The sequence below is a fragment of the Wenyingzhuangia sp. genome (assembly GCF_039768515.1).
Lineage (GTDB): Bacteria > Bacteroidota > Bacteroidia > Flavobacteriales > Flavobacteriaceae > Wenyingzhuangia.
The window spans coordinates 1-17,940 of record NZ_JBDNAI010000073.1 but is presented as its reverse complement, the minus strand read 5'-3'; the positions used below and the strand labels follow the sequence as shown (position 1 = coordinate 17,940).

Annotated in this window: 20 protein-coding genes; 3 read left to right on the top strand and 17 right to left on the bottom strand. The window is 34.9% G+C overall.

From position 1 onward, the window contains the following. Both ABF281_RS04470 and ABF281_RS04465 read right to left on the bottom strand, forming a co-directional pair. Window positions 1–854, bottom strand: an 854-nt coding sequence (locus ABF281_RS04470) for a MauE/DoxX family redox-associated membrane protein (protein WP_347180495.1), incomplete at its 3' end; no start/stop codon positions are given. Window positions 855–856: 2 nt separating this feature from the next. Then, window positions 857–1,396, bottom strand: coding sequence for a DUF1599 domain-containing protein (locus ABF281_RS04465; RefSeq protein WP_347180494.1), 540 nt, complete (start codon window positions 1,394–1,396; stop codon window positions 857–859). Between the two features lie 101 nt (window positions 1,397–1,497). On the opposite strand from ABF281_RS04465, the gene folP reads away from it, so the two are divergent. Next, entirely contained in the window at window positions 1,498–2,319 is an 822-nt protein-coding gene (gene folP, locus ABF281_RS04460) for a dihydropteroate synthase (RefSeq protein WP_347180493.1), read from the top strand. A gap of 72 nt (window positions 2,320–2,391) precedes the next feature. On the opposite strand, the gene ABF281_RS04455 is transcribed toward folP, so the two are convergent. The 8 genes from ABF281_RS04455 to purH form a co-directional block, all read right to left on the bottom strand. Next, complete coding sequence (locus ABF281_RS04455) at window positions 2,392–3,204, bottom strand: helical backbone metal receptor (RefSeq protein WP_347180492.1); 813 nt, start codon at window positions 3,202–3,204, stop codon at window positions 2,392–2,394. Then, the gene (gene pyrF / locus ABF281_RS04450) at window positions 3,204–4,037 is read right to left on the bottom strand and encodes an orotidine-5'-phosphate decarboxylase (protein ID WP_347180491.1); all 834 of its coding nucleotides are present in this window, start codon (window positions 4,035–4,037) and stop codon (window positions 3,204–3,206) included. Before pyrF ends, ABF281_RS04455 begins: the two co-directional genes overlap by 1 nt. Before the next feature lie 68 nt (window positions 4,038–4,105). Next, on the bottom strand, window positions 4,106–5,383 hold the full coding sequence (gene rodA / locus ABF281_RS04445) for a rod shape-determining protein RodA (protein ID WP_347180490.1): 1,278 nt from the start codon (window positions 5,381–5,383) through the stop codon (window positions 4,106–4,108). Beyond that, on the bottom strand, window positions 5,364–7,253 hold the full coding sequence (gene mrdA / locus ABF281_RS04440; protein WP_347180489.1) for a penicillin-binding protein 2: 1,890 nt from the start codon (window positions 7,251–7,253) through the stop codon (window positions 5,364–5,366). The genes rodA and mrdA overlap by 20 nt, the downstream gene beginning before the upstream one ends. Beyond that, on the bottom strand, window positions 7,250–7,762 hold the full coding sequence (mreD, locus tag ABF281_RS04435; protein ID WP_347180488.1) for a rod shape-determining protein MreD: 513 nt from the start codon (window positions 7,760–7,762) through the stop codon (window positions 7,250–7,252). Before mreD ends, mrdA begins: the two co-directional genes overlap by 4 nt. Beyond that, the gene (gene mreC / locus ABF281_RS04430; protein WP_347180487.1) at window positions 7,755–8,576 is read right to left on the bottom strand and encodes a rod shape-determining protein MreC; all 822 of its coding nucleotides are present in this window, start codon (window positions 8,574–8,576) and stop codon (window positions 7,755–7,757) included. Before mreC ends, mreD begins: the two co-directional genes overlap by 8 nt. Window positions 8,577–8,580: 4 nt before the next feature. Further along, window positions 8,581–9,609 carry a rod shape-determining protein gene (locus tag ABF281_RS04425; protein ID WP_347180486.1) on the bottom strand — a complete coding sequence of 343 codons (1,029 nt, stop codon included), beginning with the start codon at window positions 9,607–9,609 and terminating at the stop codon, window positions 8,581–8,583. Window positions 9,610–9,664: 55 nt separating this feature from the next. Continuing rightward, window positions 9,665–11,191 (bottom strand): bifunctional phosphoribosylaminoimidazolecarboxamide formyltransferase/IMP cyclohydrolase, encoded by a 1,527-nt coding sequence (purH, locus tag ABF281_RS04420; RefSeq protein WP_347180485.1) that lies wholly within the window; start codon window positions 11,189–11,191, stop codon window positions 9,665–9,667. Window positions 11,192–11,336: 145 nt separating this feature from the next. Here purH and xrtF point away from each other — a divergent pair, with 145 nt between their 5' ends. Then, the gene (xrtF, locus tag ABF281_RS04415; protein ID WP_347180484.1) at window positions 11,337–11,870 is read left to right on the top strand and encodes an exosortase family protein XrtF; all 534 of its coding nucleotides are present in this window, start codon (window positions 11,337–11,339) and stop codon (window positions 11,868–11,870) included. A 522-nt stretch (window positions 11,871–12,392) separates the two neighbouring features. After that, a complete protein-coding gene (locus tag ABF281_RS04410; protein WP_347180483.1) occupies window positions 12,393–13,295 on the top strand; it encodes an EamA family transporter in 903 nt (300 codons plus the stop codon). Here ABF281_RS04410 and ABF281_RS04405 read toward each other — a convergent pair. The 7 genes from ABF281_RS04405 to ABF281_RS04375 are packed head-to-tail and all read right to left on the bottom strand — an operon-like array spanning window position 13,292 to window position 17,878. Further along, on the bottom strand, window positions 13,292–13,690 hold the full coding sequence (locus ABF281_RS04405) for an EamA family transporter (RefSeq protein ID WP_347180482.1): 399 nt from the start codon (window positions 13,688–13,690) through the stop codon (window positions 13,292–13,294). The genes ABF281_RS04410 and ABF281_RS04405 overlap by 4 nt on opposite strands. Window positions 13,691–13,694: 4 nt before the next feature. Further along, entirely contained in the window at window positions 13,695–15,047 is a 1,353-nt protein-coding gene (gene mgtE / locus ABF281_RS04400) for a magnesium transporter (protein WP_347180481.1), read from the bottom strand. Beyond that, on the bottom strand, window positions 15,028–15,813 hold the full coding sequence (rsmA, locus tag ABF281_RS04395) for a 16S rRNA (adenine(1518)-N(6)/adenine(1519)-N(6))-dimethyltransferase RsmA (protein WP_347180480.1): 786 nt from the start codon (window positions 15,811–15,813) through the stop codon (window positions 15,028–15,030). The genes mgtE and rsmA overlap by 20 nt, the downstream gene beginning before the upstream one ends. Window position 15,814: 1 nt before the next feature. Further along, on the bottom strand, window positions 15,815–16,030 hold the full coding sequence (locus tag ABF281_RS04390; protein ID WP_347180479.1) for a hypothetical protein: 216 nt from the start codon (window positions 16,028–16,030) through the stop codon (window positions 15,815–15,817). A 1-nt stretch (window position 16,031) separates the two neighbouring features. After that, window positions 16,032–16,541 carry a DUF420 domain-containing protein gene (locus ABF281_RS04385; RefSeq protein ID WP_347180478.1) on the bottom strand — a complete coding sequence of 170 codons (510 nt, stop codon included), beginning with the start codon at window positions 16,539–16,541 and terminating at the stop codon, window positions 16,032–16,034. A gap of 1 nt (window position 16,542) precedes the next feature. After that, window positions 16,543–17,235: an SCO family protein gene (locus tag ABF281_RS04380; protein ID WP_347180477.1), complete on the bottom strand. Its 693-nt coding sequence runs from the start codon at window positions 17,233–17,235 to the stop codon at window positions 16,543–16,545. Further along, window positions 17,225–17,878, bottom strand: a complete 654-nt coding sequence (locus ABF281_RS04375; protein WP_347180476.1) for a hypothetical protein — start codon at window positions 17,876–17,878, stop codon at window positions 17,225–17,227. The genes ABF281_RS04380 and ABF281_RS04375 overlap by 11 nt, the downstream gene beginning before the upstream one ends. Between the last annotated feature and the right edge of the window lie 62 nt (window positions 17,879–17,940).

Sequence of the window (17,940 nt, the reverse complement as noted above, 5' to 3'; positions counted from 1 at the left end):
TCACAAAATAAAACATCAAACGGCAGCGTATTTTCTTCTTTGGTTTTAGAAACCAACGCAGTACTACTACTAGATAGCAAATAGACAAGATATCCTTTGTCAGTTGCTTTATTTGAGAGCTTTATAAGCTCTTTCCAGGCTTCGCCATCTACATGTTCTAGGTGGTTGGCAACCATCAGGATTGCTTTTGGGGCATCTAAAATGACATCTGTCAAATCATCGGTTTCCGATTCTAGGTAAAAGTCATGAACAGGCGGAATTTCCCCATCTTCTTGGTATACCATGCCTGCTCTAATGTTTTTTCCTATCGCGTAGGGTCTAAAATCGATTAAAGGCAAATAGGTCAGCACATGATAGATCACATAGAGGGAAGAAAAAACAGATGCCATCAAGATCGGCTGTGTTATATTTTTTGAGAACAAAGGCTTGATTTGATCATGCTTAATCATCATCCAGACAATAAGCATTAAAAAAATAATATTCTTATAAAAGGTTTCCCATGCAGTGAGTTTGATTGCATCACCAAAGCATCCACAATCTGTAACTTTGTCAAAAATTGCAGAATAACCTGTAAGGCATAAAAATAGAGTTGTGATTCCAAATAAACACCATAGGGTGGTTTTGGTTCTGTAGCCTAAGAGTAGGGCAATCCCCAGGATCAACTCTGTGAGGATCAAAACAATAGAAAAGGGCAGTGCGAAGGGGATTAAGCCTTCTAAATTTAAGACGTCTCCACCAAAATACTCTTCAAATTTATAAGCAGAACCTTGTGGATCTACTAATTTTACAAAACCAGAAAACACAAACAAAATACCTGTAATTCCTCTGAAAAATTGAAGGATGATAGTATGCATGATCAAGATAGAGTCAAGTGAATCAGAGCAAAAACAGCATAGTTGATCATGTCTTGATAATTGGCGTCAATACCTTCTGATACTAATGTTTTTCCGTTGTTGTTTTCAATTTGTTTTACTCTCAATAATTTTTGTAGAATCAAATCGGTTAGGGAACTCACGCGCATATCTCTCCAAGCTTCTCCATAGTCATGATTTTTATCGAGCATTAACATTTTGGTTATTTTAATATGTTTCTCATATAAAACCACTGCAGCTTTTGTGTCAAGATCTGGTTGAGTAGCAATTCCTTTTTCAATTTGAATTAAGGACATCACACAGTAATTGATGATGCCAATAAATTCAGAAACCTCTCCTTCATCTACTTTTCTGACGTCGTTTTCTTGAAGTTGTCTGATGCGTTGGGCTTTGATAAAAATCTGGTCAGTTAAGCTTGGCAATCTTAAAATCCTCCAGGCACTACCATAATCACTCATTTTTTTAGTGAATAGATGTTGGCAAGTTTCAATTATTTTATCGTATTCTTTATGAGTATTAGACATTGTAGATTTTTTTTGAGTATTTTCGATATTGAAAACGAATTTAATAAAGAATTACCAAACGTATCCCTAAACCTAAAAGTATTTTGAAAATCAACCCAACAATGCGCTGCAAAGGAACCCTTATTGATTTGGCCACACCAAAAGTAATGGGGATTTTAAATATCACACCAGATTCTTTTTACGATGGAGGTAAATACAAAGATGAGCAAGCTATTTTGTTACAGGTAGATAAGATGCTAAAAGAAGGGGCAACGTTTATTGATGTAGGAGCCTATTCTTCAAAACCTGGAGCAGAAGATGTGTCAGAAGAAGAAGAATTAAGGCGAATCGTTCCTGTCATCAAACTTTTGGTCGCAAATTTTTCAAATCTATTGATTTCAGTGGATACATTTAGAAGTCAAGTGGCTGAAAAATGTATCGAAGCTGGAGCAGCTATCATCAATGATATTTCTGGTGGAGATTTAGATCCAAATATGTTTGCTACAGTGGCAAGTTTGCAAGTGCCTTACATTATGATGCATATGCAGGGGACACCCCAGACCATGCAACAAACACCAACGTATAAAAACGTAGTGACAGAGGTGTTTTTCGAATTGTCAAAAAAAGCGGAAAGATTACAACGTTTACATGTTCATGACATTGTTTTAGATGTAGGTTTTGGTTTTGGGAAGACCATAGCACATAATTATGAATTGCTACAGAATTTAGATTATTTTCAGGAAATGGGACTACCTGTTTTGACGGGGATTTCAAGAAAGTCTATGTTGTATAAACCCTTGGGAGTAAATCCACAAGAGGCATTAAATGCAACCACAGTTGCCCATACGATTGCGCTGCAAAAAGGTACTCAAATTCTGAGGGCACATGATGTAAAGCAGGCCGTAGAAGCGGTTAAGATTTTTGGTCTCCTGAGCAAGAAATAAACACCTATGGTAAAATATGATCAGTGGCTTTTTATTTTAAATTTTGTTTGTTGTCCCTCTTTTGTGATTCTTCTACTTAAAGGTGCTGATGGTTATCCGTTCTCTCAATGATCTAAAGGCATCGAAAGTTTTCAGAAGTTTAGATCCAAAGCTATTAAACATTCCGGCATCTATGTAAACAGCACTTGCGTGGTGTGTGTATCTTCCCATTTCAAAAATATGCTTGTCTTTGAACATAAAGGGTTTGGAGACAAAAAACACAACATCAGGATCTCCCTCAAGTCTGATTTTTTTGGCTTGAATAATGGGGTGACTTTCAGGTTTGTTCTGATAAATATTTTCATATTTGTTTAAGTCCATTAGGGAGTTGATTAAGGGATCATTTCCTACAGCCATCCATGGATTGTACCAGACCATACAGGCAGCCTTTTTAACTTCGAACTCTTTGATGTACAATTTAAATTCGTTAAGCTTTAATTTGATCTTGTGATTGATCAGTTGCGCGTCAACCCTACGATTAAGCATCAATCCTATTTTTTCGATCAAACGGATCGTATCCTCAATACTTGTGATTACAATCGTGTATACTTGAGTGAACTCTTGTAGTTTTTTTATGTTTTCTCTACTGTTTTGGTCTTTATAGCAAAAAACAAGATCTGGTTTGAGTTCCTTTATCTTGTCTATATTGAGTTCCTTAGCATCTCCGAGAATGGGTTTGGTGTGTTTAAAGTGTATAGGGTTTGTACAAAGACTAGTGATTCCAATAATATTGTCTTCTAGATTTAAATCATAGAGTGTTTCGGTCATCTCAGGTACTAAAGAAATAATTTTTCTAGGGGTTTTCTCAAACGTAATTTCGTTGCCTAGGTCATCAAAAAAAGTCATTATATGATTTTGTGATTCGTTAGGATTTTAGCCATTTGATCTTGTAGGTTTTGGGCTTCTTTTTGGGCAACATTAGCAAAGTCTTCCCCATGGCTAGCATAAATAATTCCCCTAGAAGAATTGACTAGAAGTCCAATATTTTTTTTGTTGAGCCCATGTTTACAGACCCCTTCCAAACTTCCCCCTTGGGCACCGACACCAGGAACCAATAAAAAGTTATTTGGTGCGATGTCTCTAATTCCTTTGAAATGCTCTGCTTTGGTAGCTCCCACAACAAACATTAAGTTTTCAGAACCCTTCCAGGACAAAGAGGTTTTGATGACTTCTTTGTACAGAGGTTCATTGTTGTCTAAGTTTTTACCTTGAAAGTCTAGTCCTCCTTTGTTAGAAGTTAACGCCAACATGATAGTGTATTTGTCTTTAAAAGCTAAGAATGGCTCAACAGAATCACTTCCCATGTAAGGAGCAACAGTTACAGAATCAAAATTTAGATCTTCAAAAAAAGCTTTTGCATACCTCGTAGAGGTGTTTCCAATATCTCCACGTTTGGCATCGGCAATGGTAAAAATTTCAGGATAATGATGATTGATATAATTGATGGTTTTATCCAAGGCTTGCCATCCTTTTATCCCATAAGCTTCATAAAAAGCGGTGTTAGGTTTATAGGCAACAGTCAGATGATGAGTGGCCTCTATGATTTGTTTGTTAAATTCAAAGATAGGATCTTCTGTAGCTAACAAATGCTTTGGGATTTTATCCAAATCCACATCCAAACCAATACATAAAAAAGATTGTTTCTTTTTTATTTCTCTAACCAACTCTTTAATTGTCATCTGATTAATTTTATGTTTTTTTTCAGTGCTGTAAAAATACAGATATCTTTAGACATAAGCAGTATTTATTAAAGCTCGTATTTTTTAGTAGCATCAAGTTTGATAAAGATGAAGAGCAATAAGGTGAAACCCCATAGCGAAGAACCTCCATAACTAAAGAACGGGAGAGGAATTCCTATGGTTGGAAACAACCCTATGACCATCGCAATATTAATCAATACATGGAAAAAGAAAATACAAGCCACACCATAGCCGTAAATCCTGCTGAATTTTGATTTTTGTTGTTCTGCCAAATGAATAATTCTAAGGATAAAACTAACAAACAGTACGATGACTATTGTTGTGCCCCAAAATCCCCATTCTTCTCCAATGGTACTAAAAATATAATCCGTGTCTTGCTCAGGAACAAATTTACCCTCTGTTCGCTCTCCTTGTAAATAACCTTTTCCCCAAAAACCCCCTGATGAAATGGTTTTGATAGATTGTGAGGTGTTGTAACCAATATCGTTGGTGTCATCACTCAACCCTAGTAGAATATTAAAACGGTCTTTATGTCTTTGTTGAAACACATAGGTGAAAATATAATGAACACTAGCAATATAGGTGCTAATAACGATTAAAATACCAATAATTTTAGCCCATACAAATCCAAGCAATCTCCTGTTTGCATATGCTAGGTAGATAAGGGTTAGAGCACTAAGGACACAAGCGCCAATAATGACATATATATAACCAAAGACGAGGGTAGTTAGAAATAGAACAATAGCTAAAACCCCAATGATGAGTATGTTAGAGTGTAATCCCTCTCTGTAAAACAATAAGATGAAAGATATGTAGACCAGTGCAGAACCAGGATCGGGCTGTAGCGTAATTAGTACAGCAGGAATGGTAATGATGATGAATACGATTGCTTTATTCTTAAAGGGTTTGAAACTGAATTGTCTGTTGTCTAAAATTTTTGCTAAGGCTAGTATTGTCCCTGTTTTGGCAAATTCTGTAGGTTGAATGCTAAAATTACCTATCGCATACCAGGAGGTTGCTCCGTTAATGTTTTTTCCAAAAGCGAAAAGTCCAACAAGCAAAAGCATGCAAAATAGATATAGATAGGGAGCCATTTTTTCGTAAAAACTACTGTCGATAAACATCAGGAAAATTGCCATGAGAAAGGAGAAGCCGATCCAAATGATTTGCTTTCCATATCGCGTACTAAAATCGAAAAACTCGTGATGATTTTCAGAACTGGAAGCTGCATATATATTCATCCATCCAAAACAAATGAATATTAAGTATATACAGACCAAAAGCCAATCTATATGCTGTAGTAAGTTAATTCTTTGAGTTCTCAATGGTTTGAATTGCTAGTTGTTTTTTATATTCTGCTGCTAAGGAAGTGTTGATTATTTTATCTTCCCACCATTCTAGTGAATTGGCGTGTCCTTTTAGGTATTTAGAAATCATTAAACTGGCAATCGGTGCTGCTATAGTAGAGCCAAACCCACCGTTTTCTACATAGATAGCCAATGCAATTTTTGGATTTTCTCTAGGGGCAAAAGCTACAAATATAGAATGATCTGCCAATTCATATTTGATTCCGTTTTTACGAATATATACCTGTGTTGTTCCTGTTTTACCACAAATTTCGATGTCTTTTATTTTCACGTGTTTTGCGGTCCCCGTTTGATAAACATCATGCATTCCATCAATTACAGGTTTGAAGTTTTTAGCATCAATAGTAGTCTGTTTTTTTGTGGTGTATTTTTTATTTTCAATGGGTTTGCCATTTATTTTTTTTAGCACATGTGGAGTGTAATAATACCCTCTATTGGCAATAGCAGCGGTTATGTTGGCCAATTGAATGGGAGTTGTTAAGATTTCACCTTGTCCAATAGCATTGGATATGATTGTGGAGTATCTCCAAGTTTTTCTTGGGTAAATCCTGTCATAATAGTCAGAAGATGGGATGTTTCCTTTTTGTCCAATGGGTAGGTCATACCCTAAATAGTTACCCAATCCAAAACTTAGCAAATGACTTCTCCAATGGGTTAAGCTTTCTTGCGAAGAGTCGTATTTTTCGAGTAGTAGTTTGTAGACGTTAGAAAAATAGCTGTTACAAGATTTAGAGATGCCTAGCCTAAGATCAATTGCACGGTCTGTAATTCCACAGTGACAGCCCATAAAATTGTTTTTTTTATTTCCATATTTAAATCCGTGATGGCAGTAAAAACGAGTTCTTGGGTTGATTACTTTTTCTTGTAATCCAATTAGTCCTTGCAAAAGTTTAAATGGAGATCCAGGGGCATAGACAGCTTGTAGACTTCGATCAAACATGGGTTTGTTTATGCTATCATTAAAAAGAATTACAGAGTTTTTCGATTTTTTTCTACCGACCATCAAGTTTGGGTCGTAATTTGGAGCTGTCACTAGCGCAAGAATTTCACCGCTACTGGGTTCGATGGCAACTATACCTCCTCTTTTGTTGCTCATCAACAATTCTCCATAGGCTTGTAAATCGATATCAATTGTAAGTGATAAATCGTTACCTGGTTTAGGAAGGGTGTCATACAAACCTTCTTTGTAGGCACCAGTGATTTTGTTTAGTCTATTTCGTAGCTTATACGAAACTCCTTTGGTTCCTCTGAGAATGTCTTCATATTCTTTTTCGATCCCTTGCACGCCCACGAGCTCTCCTTGTTCGTAATAAGGGTTTTTTTGGGCGAGGTATTCGTTAACTTCATTGATGTATCCTAAGACATTTGCAGCATGAGGATAAGGATAATTTCTCAACGACTTTGTTTGAATGAAAAAACCTTTGTATTTGTGTATTTTTTCTTGCAAGTAGGCATAGTCCTTTTTAGAAAGTTGACTTAGAAGTACTGAAGGTAGCCATGGAGCATAATTTCTTGCTCTTGAGAGTTGGCGTATTAGGTGTTTTTTGTCAATTTTTAATAGACTACAAAATTCAAGGGTGTCAAAAGGTTTGACTTCATTTGGAATGACTTTGACATCATACGTTTGTTCATTTGCTATCAATAATTTTTCGTTTCTATCGTAAACAAATCCTCGCTCAGGATAGGTGTAGATGCGTTTGATGGCTGAGTTGTTGAGCGTTATTTTATCGTTGTCACTAGAGATAACCTGTAAGAAAAAAAGCCTCGCCACAAAAGTGACCCCTGTCAAGATAACTAACAAAGGGAGTAGCACGTTTCTTTTTTTCATTTCTTTTTGTTTACGGTGAACATCGATAGAAAGATCACGATCACAAATGTAGTAAATAAACTATTGTTCAAAGTTTTATACAGGATCGTTCCTAGGGAATTAAAACTAAAGTATTCTAGTAAATAAATGGCAAATTGATGGACAAAAGCGAGACTAAAAATTAAAATTATTTTTTGTAGAGTACTGTAGTTTTGGTATTTAAATAGTTTTAAGTCAAGGTCCTTGTCGTTGAAAACAAATTTAATAATGGGTAGTCTAATATAGCAGATCAGTAAAAGTGCTGCTGTATTTACACCTCCAGAATTACTAAAAGTGTCTAGTAGCATTCCAAAAAAGAACGCTGTAACCAATAGATCTGTAATGTTCTTTTTAAGAGGATACCACAATATAAAAAGTAGATATACCTGAGGGTTTATGTATCCAAAAATACGCATGTGGTTAGCGATGAGAACCTGGAGCGGAATCAACAATAAAAAACGACCAGCTATTTTGATTAGATCACTATTCATCTCTCATTTTTTCTAGGTTGTCAATTTCAATTTTATGAAAGTTCTTAATGATAGAAACGTTTGTAACATTTTTGATATCATTGAACAATTCTATATTGATTTCTTTTACTCTATCCTCTCTATAAGTAATGTCTGAGATGCTACCTATTGGTATTCCAGCAGGAAAAATACTAGATCGACCACCTGTTATAATTGTGTCTCCTATGCTTAGCACTGCTTGTCTTGGAATGTCTTTCAATTGAGCTTTAGTGGTCGATTTACCATTCCATGTGAGGGTCCCAAAATAATCTGCGTTTTTTAATTTCGCGTTTACTTTGAAGTTTGAGTTTAACACAGATATAGCAGAAGTATAATTTTTTGACACGTTAGAAGTAATGCCAATGATTCCTTTTGTGTTAACAACAGCCATGTCAATATCTACATGATCTCCTAAGCCCTTATCTATAGTGATATAGTTATTGAGTTTGTGAAAATCATTATTGATGATTTTTGCGGGTATGTACTTGAATTTCTGATGGTGTTCTCTGTTAACACTATCTAAAAAAACAATTTGTTTTTGTTGATTGGCTAAAAAATAGTTAAGGAGTTTTGTGTTTTCCTTTGCCAATAACTCATTTTCTTTTTTTAATTGTAAATATTCTCTAAAAGAAGTAATACTGTTGTATACACCACCAGTTATCTGGTTGGCAGAATTGATAAACTTACTTCTTTGGTAGGAATGAAATTGGATCGTTAAAAATAGAGCAATAAATTCTAAAACAAAAAACAATAGGAAGTTCCTGTTTTTTTGAATTAAATATAAAATGAATTGCATGTCTTTAACTTAATAATACGGATTTATATTTGTCTAATTCTTTTAAAGCTACTCCCGTACCTCTTACAACCGATCTTAATGGATCTTCTGCAATATAAACCGGTAAATCCGTTTTTCTAGACAGTCGCTTATCCAATCCTCTTAGCATAGATCCTCCTCCAGCTAAATAAATTCCAGTATTGTATATATCAGCAGCCAACTCTGGAGGTGTGGATGACAGACACTCCATAACAGCATCTTCTATTCTTAGAATAGACTTGTCTAGAGCCTTGGCGATTTCCCTGTAGGATACTTGTACTTGTTTGGGTTTACCGCTAAGTAAATCACGACCTTGTACCAGCATGTCTTCTGGAGGTGTTTCAAGATCTTCAGTAGCAGCTCCAATTTGAATTTTAATCTTTTCACCAGTAGTTTCTCCAACATATAAATTGTGTTGGGTACGCATATAGTACATGATGTCATTGGTAAACAAATCTCCCGCAACTTTTACAGATTTGTCGCAAACAATACCAGCTAGAGCAATAACAGCGATTTCAGTGGTTCCCCCACCGATATCGATGATCATGTTTCCTCTAGGTTCCATAATATCTATACCTACACCAATGGCAGCAGCCATTGGTTCGAAGATTAGGTATATTTCTTTCGCATTCATATGGATTGCAGAATCTCTCACGGCTCTTTTTTCTACTTCTGTGATTCCAGAAGGAATACAAATAACCATTCGAAGTGATGGAGAGAAAATTCTTTTTCTGATTGATGGAATGCTTTTGATAAACTCTTTGATCATCTCTTCAGATGCTTGAAAATCTGCGATCACTCCATCTTTTAGTGGACGAATGGTCTTGATGTTTTCATGTGTCTTTCCTTGCATCAAACGAGCATTTTTACCCGTAGCGATAATTTTTCCTGACGATCTGTCTCTGGCCACAATAGAGGGAGAGTCAATGACTACTTTACCATCGTGTATGATCAGTGTATTGGCTGTTCCTAAATCTATTGCAATGTCCTCGGTCCAAAAGTCAAAAAAATCCATATTTCAGTTTGTGTTGTTTATCTTTTACAGAATGTCATAAACAAATGTAATCAAATTAATGTTTAAAATGACGAGTTCCTGTCATTACCATTCCTATTCCGTTCTTGTTACAGTAATCAATGGATAGCTGGTCTTTAATAGATCCACCTGGTTGAATTACAGCTTCAATACCTGCTTGGTGAGCAATTTCTACGCAATCAGGAAATGGAAAGAAAGCATCACTAGCCATTACTGCTCCTTCTAAGTCGAACTTAAAGTGATTGGCTTTAGCTATCGCTTGTTCTAAGGCATCTACTCGAGAAGTTTGACCTGTACCTCCTGCACACAACGTTTTGTCTTTGACCAAAATGATGGTGTTTGATTTTGTGTGTTTACAAATTTTTGAAGCGAACAAAAGGTCATCAATTTGACTATCCGTTACGATTTTCTCTGTTACATTTTTCAAATCTTCTCTTTGGTCTGTAATCAAGTTAGCATCTTGAAACAAAACGCCGTTCAACGCGGTACGGTAAGATACTTTTGGCAACTCTACATCTTTCAAAATCAGTAGAACTCTATTTTTCTTACCTTTTAAAATTTCTAAAGCCTCCTGGTCATAAGCAGGAGCAATGACTACTTCGCAGAACAATTTGTGGATTTCTGTTGCAGTTTCGACATCAATAGTTTTGTTGGCAATAAGAACTCCCCCAAAAGCAGATGTAGGATCACCAGCAAGCGCGTCAACATAGGCTTGGGCTAATGTTTTTCTTTGAGCAAAACCACATGCGTTATTATGTTTTAGGATGGCAAATGTAGGATCCTCTCCTTTGAATTCATTGATTAAGTTCACTGCTGCATCTACATCTAACAAGTTGTTGAAAGACAACTCTTTTCCGTGTAATTTGTCAAACATAGCTTCCAAATCACCATAGAATGCCCCTTTTTGATGAGGGTTTTCTCCATAGCGTAAGGGAGTTACTTTGTCAAAAGATTGACGGAAGTTGGTTTCTGCTTCATTCATGTAGTTGTATATTGCTGCATCATAATGGCTTGAAACAGCAAAGGCTTTGGCAGAAAAACGTTTGCGGTCTTGAATTGAGGTTGTTCCATTATGGTCTGATATGATGCTTAAAAATTCGTCGTATTGTTCCATAGAAGACACACAGATGACATCTTTAAAATTTTTAGCAGCAGCTCTGATGAGTGAAATACCACCAATATCTATTTTTTCAATAATATCTTGTTCTGGGGCACCACTTGCAACTGTTTTTTCAAAAGGGTAAAGATCAACAATAACAATATCCATTTCAGGAATCTCAAATTCTGCCAATTGGGCTTTGTCATTTTCGTTGTCTCTACGACTTAAAATACCTCCAAATACTTTTGGATGTAAAGTTTTAACTCGTCCCCCTAAAATTGAAGGATAGGAAGTGATATCTTCAACAGCTACACAATCGATACCTAAATCTCTAATGAATTTTTCAGTTCCACCAGTCGTGTAAATAGTTATTCCTAATTCGTTAAATTTTCTAACAATAGGTTCTAAACCATCTTTGTGGAAAACTGAAATCAAAGCTGATTTAGCTTGTTTAGTAGTACTCATTTTTATGAATTTCGATTAAAAACACAAAACTACTAAAAGTCACTCAAAAGCTAAACTATTGACCTGTTTAATTCCTAAACTTTTATTTATTTTTTAGGTATTCTTTTTTTTAAATTTTAAATTTGATTTTGAAAAGTGATTGGCAATGCGAAATAAAAAAATATGGGGATTTCTTATGCGATTTTTTGCTACCTATTTTTTTATGTTTTTAGGGTATTCATTATGGCTTCTCTCTGCAGAAACTAAGGTTCCTTTTTTTGAGACAGATTTGATTACACGGCAGGTGGCAAAAAGTACTGATTATTTGTTAAAATCTTTTGGAACAAATGTTTATGTGGATCAACATCCTTCAGAGTTGTCTTTGAGGCTTTACATAAATGATACCTACGTAGCAAGAGTTGTCGAGGGGTGTAATGGGATAAGTATTATGATTCTTTTTGTTGCTTTTCTTATGGCATTCAAAGGGAGTTGGAAACGGACCACTTTGTTTGGTTTTATCGGTTGTGTTTCTATATATCTGGTAAATGTTCTTAGAATAGCTTTGTTAGCTTTCATGTTGTTCCATTTTAATTCGTATGAATTTTTTCTTCACGATTTTTTGTTCCCTGCCCTTTTATATGGATACGTTTTTCTTTTGTGGTTGCTCTGGGTAAATCGCTTATCGAGCTTTAAAAGTTAAGAAGATATGAAAAGAAACTTAAGGGTTGTGTTGGTTGTGTTTTTGTTCTTCTGCCTGATTATGGTGAGGGCATTACAAGCGGAATTGTTTTACGATCCTCTCCAAGACTATTTTCAAAATGATTATTTATATCTTCCTATTCCTAACATTGAAAATAAAAAGTTGTTTTTTTCTTACTTTTCAAGGTATTCAATCAATACAATCCTTTCGATGATCATCCTAAGGGTAGCTTTTGGAAATGATTCCTTTAGCAGAACTGTACTTCTATTTTACGTATTCGCCTTCGTCTTGTTGTCTTCTGTCTTTTTTGGTTTGATCTTTTTTCAAATAGATCTAGGCCATTTATTTCTATTTTACCTAAGGAGGTTTATCATTTACCCGGTATTTGTTTTGGTATTGTTACCATATCTTTATGTGATCCACAATAGAGAAAATTTTGTTTTGTAAATAAATGAATATTTGTTGTTCAAATTCATTATTTACCAAAGATCATATTGTATTTTTGCCGCCTAATTTATTGTTATGTGGGTTTATTACGGGTTAATCACAGCTTTTTTTCTAAGTATCAATGCGCTTTGTAGAAAGAGAAGTGTTAAAGGGAATGCTGTTTTTCCTGTGTTATTGGTTAGCAATGGAATTAGTGCTTTACTATTGGCTCCCGTTTTTATTGGCTCTTTTATTTGCCCAGCGTACATGAAAGAATTAGACTTCTATATTCCAAGCATTGCCTTAGAAGATCACTTCTACATTGGGGTCAAGTCTTTGATTATGTCTTGCTCTTGGGTGTTGGCTTTTTACGCTTTAAAATACTTACCGATTACTATTGTTACCCCCATTAGGTCAGCGGGTCCTTTTTTTACTTTTTTAGGAGCCATCATGATTTATAGAGAAAGTCCAACGGCCCTACAGTGGTTAGGTTTTTGTTTGATTGTTTTATCGATGTTGGCGTATTCAAAGATTGGTAAAAAAGAGGGTATTGTGTTTAAAAACAACAAAGCCATTTCAGCAATTGTTGCAGCTACTTTTTTAGGTGCGTGTAGTGGTTTGTATGATAAGTTTTTATTTCAATACCAACAATACAATGTCGTAACGGTCCAGTGGTGGTTCTTTTTTTACGTCACCTTGATCATGTCTCTATTGGTCTATTTTGTTTATCTACCAAGGAAAAAAGAGATGGGACGTTTCACTTGGCATTGGTCAATATTGGTTATTGGACTTTTTATACTACTGGCCGATTATTTCTACTTTAAAGGGTTGCAGGATCCTGAAGTGTTAATTATGCTTATGTCTGCAATCAAGCGAAGTCAAATCATTTTTACCGTTTTAATTGGAGGTATACTTTTTAAAGAAAAAAACAAAAAGCAGAAAATGATACCTTTGGTAGGAGTTGTTATAGGTGTGTTGTGTATAATGTACAATGCTTAGATAGAAACTAGGACAACAGCGATGAATCCTAAAACAATTCCTATCACTTTTATTAAGGTTAGTTTTTCTGCAAGGAAAATGACTCCAAGCGCAATGGTAACGAGCAGGGCTAGATTTCTAATCGGTACAACAGTACTTAATTTTCCATGTTTCAAAGCTAAAAACCAACATACTTGTGCTAGACCTCCTAAAACACCGCCAATAACTAAGTGTTTGATGCTCTTTAAGTCATATTTAGTTTTTTCAAGCAATGCGAGTACAGTTAAGATAATCATGTGGCTCATGATAAATACAGAGGCCCCCAGACCTGTAGAAAAAAAAGGAGTTCCTTGTTTGTAGAAAAACACACAAGACCCAAAAAGGATCATAGCCAGAATGGCGTATACTGTTGACATAGTTTTAAATCGGTAAAATTATTTTAGCCATTGTGAAATAGATGAAAATGCCCAAAATATCATTGCTTGTTGTGATAAAAGGTCCTGTGGCTAAGGCGGGATCAATACCTCTTTTGTCTAATATCAATGGCACGAAAGTACCAATAAGTGCAGCGATAATAATCACAAGGATTAATGAGGATGCAATGGTAATACTCAATAAAAGATCAGAGTTTTGAACTACTCCATAGCCGATGACAAGAAAACCCAAAACAACGCCATTGATAAGACTCAAACCTATTTCTTTAAACAATCGATTCCATAGACTTCCCTTGATGTTGTTATTAGCCAATCCCTGTACAATAATACCTGAAGATTGAACACCTACATTACCTCCCATAGCCGCAATCAATGGCGTAAAAAAGAAAAGTTCAGAGTAATTTCTTAACAAATCACTGTCAAAACTACTCATAATGGCAGCTGCACACAAGCTACCAAACAATCCTAAAATTAACCAGGGCAATCGAGCTCTTGTTAATTCTATGATAGAGGCATCAGCTTCTACATCATCAGTCAGACCTGAGGCCAGTTGGTAATCTTTCTCAGCTTCATCTTTGATGATGTCAATAATATCATCCACTGAGATTTGACCAACCAATCTACCCATTTCATCAACTACCGCCACTACAACCAAATCATACTTCTGCATAATTCTAGCAACTTGTTCTGCCTCTTCGTTTGCTTTTACGGAAGTTATAGAAGGACTGTAAACCTCTCTTACAGGAGTTCTTGTTGAGGTTGTTAGTAAGCTTTTTAGAGACAACCTACCTTTTAAAACATCATCGTCATCAACCACATAGACAGTGTAAACTTTTTCAAATTCTTCTGCTTGCAGACGCATTTCCTTGATGCTTTGCATACATGTCCATTTCTCATTTACTTTGATCAACTCCTTTCCCATGAGTCCTCCTGCTGTATTCTCATCATAGCGTAAGAGATCTACAATATCTTTGGCATGTTTGATGTCTTCTATCTGAGATATTACCTCATGCATTTGCTCGTCAGAAAGTTCAGAAATCATATCTGCAGCATCGTCAGATTCTAATTCGTTCACCTCATTGGCAATTTCTTCTGTTGACATACCCTTTAAGATTTCCTCTCGAATATCTTCACTTAGTTCAACAATTGCATCAGCAGTCTTTTCGGTGTTAACAATTTTAATGATTGCAATTGCCAATTCAGCCTCAATTTCCTCAAATAATTCGGCTAAATCAGCATAATGGACATCTTTAAAAACTTCAATAATTTTTGCATGGTTGTTGTCTGAGATGAGCTCAGTTATATGGCTAATAAATTCTTTATTGATTTGAAATTCCATCTTTTTCAATTAAAGTAGTTAATTCAATAAATCCGTTTACAGATAGCTGTTCAGGTCTTTTGTTAAAAATTTCTTGAGCTCTTAATTCATCAGAAATATTAAGACTTTTAAGACTACTTCGCATCATTTTTCTGCGTTGTCCAAAAGCTGTTTTGACAATTCGTTTGAATAGTTTGTCTGAAACAGGAAGATGTAAGTTTTTCTTACGTTTCATGATCATAACACCAGAGTCTACCTTTGGGGGAGGATTAAAAACAGTTGGAGGGACAGTAAATAAATATGTTGTGTCAAAATAAGCTTGGGTCAATACTGAAATGATTCCATAGGTTTTACTCCCTGGATCTGCGCATATTCTTTTTGCTACTTCCATTTGAAACATACCTCCAAATTCAGGTATAAATGCTCGATATTCTATAGTTCTAAAGACAATTTGGCTAGAAATATTGTATGGAAAGTTTCCGATAATGGCAAACTGTTCTTGCTTGAAAATATCTTGTAGATTGATTTTTAAAAAATCTTTATTGTGTATTCTAGAAGCCAAATGTAAATAGTGTGCCTGTAAGTATTCTACTGATTCATCATCTATTTCAATAGCATGTGTGGTGTATTTTTTTTGCAATAGATACTTAGTCATCATCCCCATTCCTGGACCAATTTCTAACACATTGTCATAGGTTTCCTCGGATAATATATTTGCTATTTGCTCTGCAATACTTTCATCTGTCAAAAAGTGTTGGCCTAAATGTTTTTTTGCTTTGACTGACATACTATTTGTTTTTTATGTAATACTTATAAATGATATAAGCAACAATGGCCACTAATATATAAGGGATAACCATTAATGTTACAATTCCATCATTCAATCCTTTTGCATAAGAACTATCCCCACTTTCTACAACTGCTTTACACATCGCGCACTGGCTGTAATTGAGGATTGGTTTTGCGAAAAGTATCAAAAATAATATGAATTGTACTTTCTTCATTTTAGTAGTATGGTTTGATCATTACATATACAATAACACCTGTAACAGCTACATAAAGCCATATTGGAAAGGTGATTTTGGCTATTTTTTTATGTCTTTCTACCTCTCTATTGATTCCTCTGACAAAAGTAGTCAATACCAATGGTATGACTGTGATAGACAATATAATATGAGAAACCAAGATGAAGAAATAAACCAGTCTAATGGTTCCTGTTCCTCTAAACTCTGTGGAGTCACTTGTCATATGGTAAAGGACATACATTACTAAAAATAAGGCAGAACAAACCATTGCTGTTTTGATAAGAACTTCATGGATTCTGATTTTTTTGTTTTTAATAGCGATGACAGCTCCTACCAACAAAACTGCTGTTATTGCGTTAATAGTTGCATAGATAGGAGGTAAGAATACAGGTAATGTGATGTCTAATTTCACACCAAATAGAATAGCAACCGCAACGGGAATTACAATAGATAATATTGTAATTAATTTTTTGTAATTTTTGTTTTCCATGTTATTCGTTTAATAATAGATTAATATCCTCGCTTAGTAATTTAATTTCTTCCTTTGCAGTACCTTGATAAAATATTTTGGGATTTCCATACGGATCTACTCTTGATCTTAGGTAGCCATTTTTATCGATCAGCGCAAAAAAACCTTGATGTTCAAATCCTCCAGCTACTTCGGGGTTTATTCCAGCAAATATATTTAGTCCTTTATTTGCCATTTCATAAATCAACTCTTGTTTACCGGTAAGAAAATGCCAATTCAAACTACTTACGCCGTAGTTCTCTGCATATTGCTTTAATACCATTGGTGTATCGTAGCTAGGGTTGATAGTAAACGATGCAATTCCAAAGTCATCCCGAACACCAAACTCCTTTTCTAAGGTTAACATGTTTCTATTCATCACAGGGCAGATGGTTGGGCAACTGGTAAAAAAGAATTCAACAACATATACCTTATTTGCATAATCTATATTAGAGATGATAAGGTTATTCTGATTTGTAAAAGTAAAATCAGGCATTTTTCGGGCTTTATTGTTGATTACCAAATAACTCAAGCCACTAGCATCTGGTAAGTTTATCTTTTGATAGTTTAAACTTGTGCTTTTCGTGTTTTTATGATGATTCCAGTTACGAATCACGTAAATGGAAAACAACAGTACAACAATTGTGAATCCGATATATGAATATTTATTCTTCATTTTTACCTAACCTTTCTTTTCTCGAGGTTGTTGATACTTCTTGTTCATAGAAAACATTTTCGGTATCGACCAATAATTTGTTTTTTAGATCGTTGATAGAGGACAAGTCGTAAGCAAATACCTCTTCTCCTATTTTATCATCGTCTGTTCTACCACGTTGGTTTCTATTTTTATCAATAATAAATGCTTGATTTGATGCCAAACGGTCATCTAGTGGAGCGAGTGTTTTTAAAGATTGATAAAGTTTTGTGATTTCTAAAGAGTCAAGATAGATGAATTTCCATTTGAAAAATTTATCATCAGTTGTTTTGGCTAGTTTTTCTTGAATACTTTTAATCTTGAGACTGTCTAAATCGCTGTGAACAGAGATCATTTGAAACCTTTTGTATTTTTTTAATTTCTTAAAAACCACCTGATTGATGTTAAATAGCTGCACCTCTTTTGCTTCTGGTTTATTTCCTAAGAAAGTAATGATATTGATATGATTTTCAAAAGAAGTAGTGTCTTTTTTAAAAGTTGCAATTTCCACAATATTTTTGTTGAAAATTTCACAAGGTTTAAAGTTGACATCACCCAAAGATAGGAATATAAAAAACCCTAAGGGTCCAATGAATAGTAGGGCTAGAATAATTTTTTTCTTCATTATTAGTATGTTTTAAATACTAAAAAAGGCGGATTAAATCCACCTTTTTATAAATTAATATT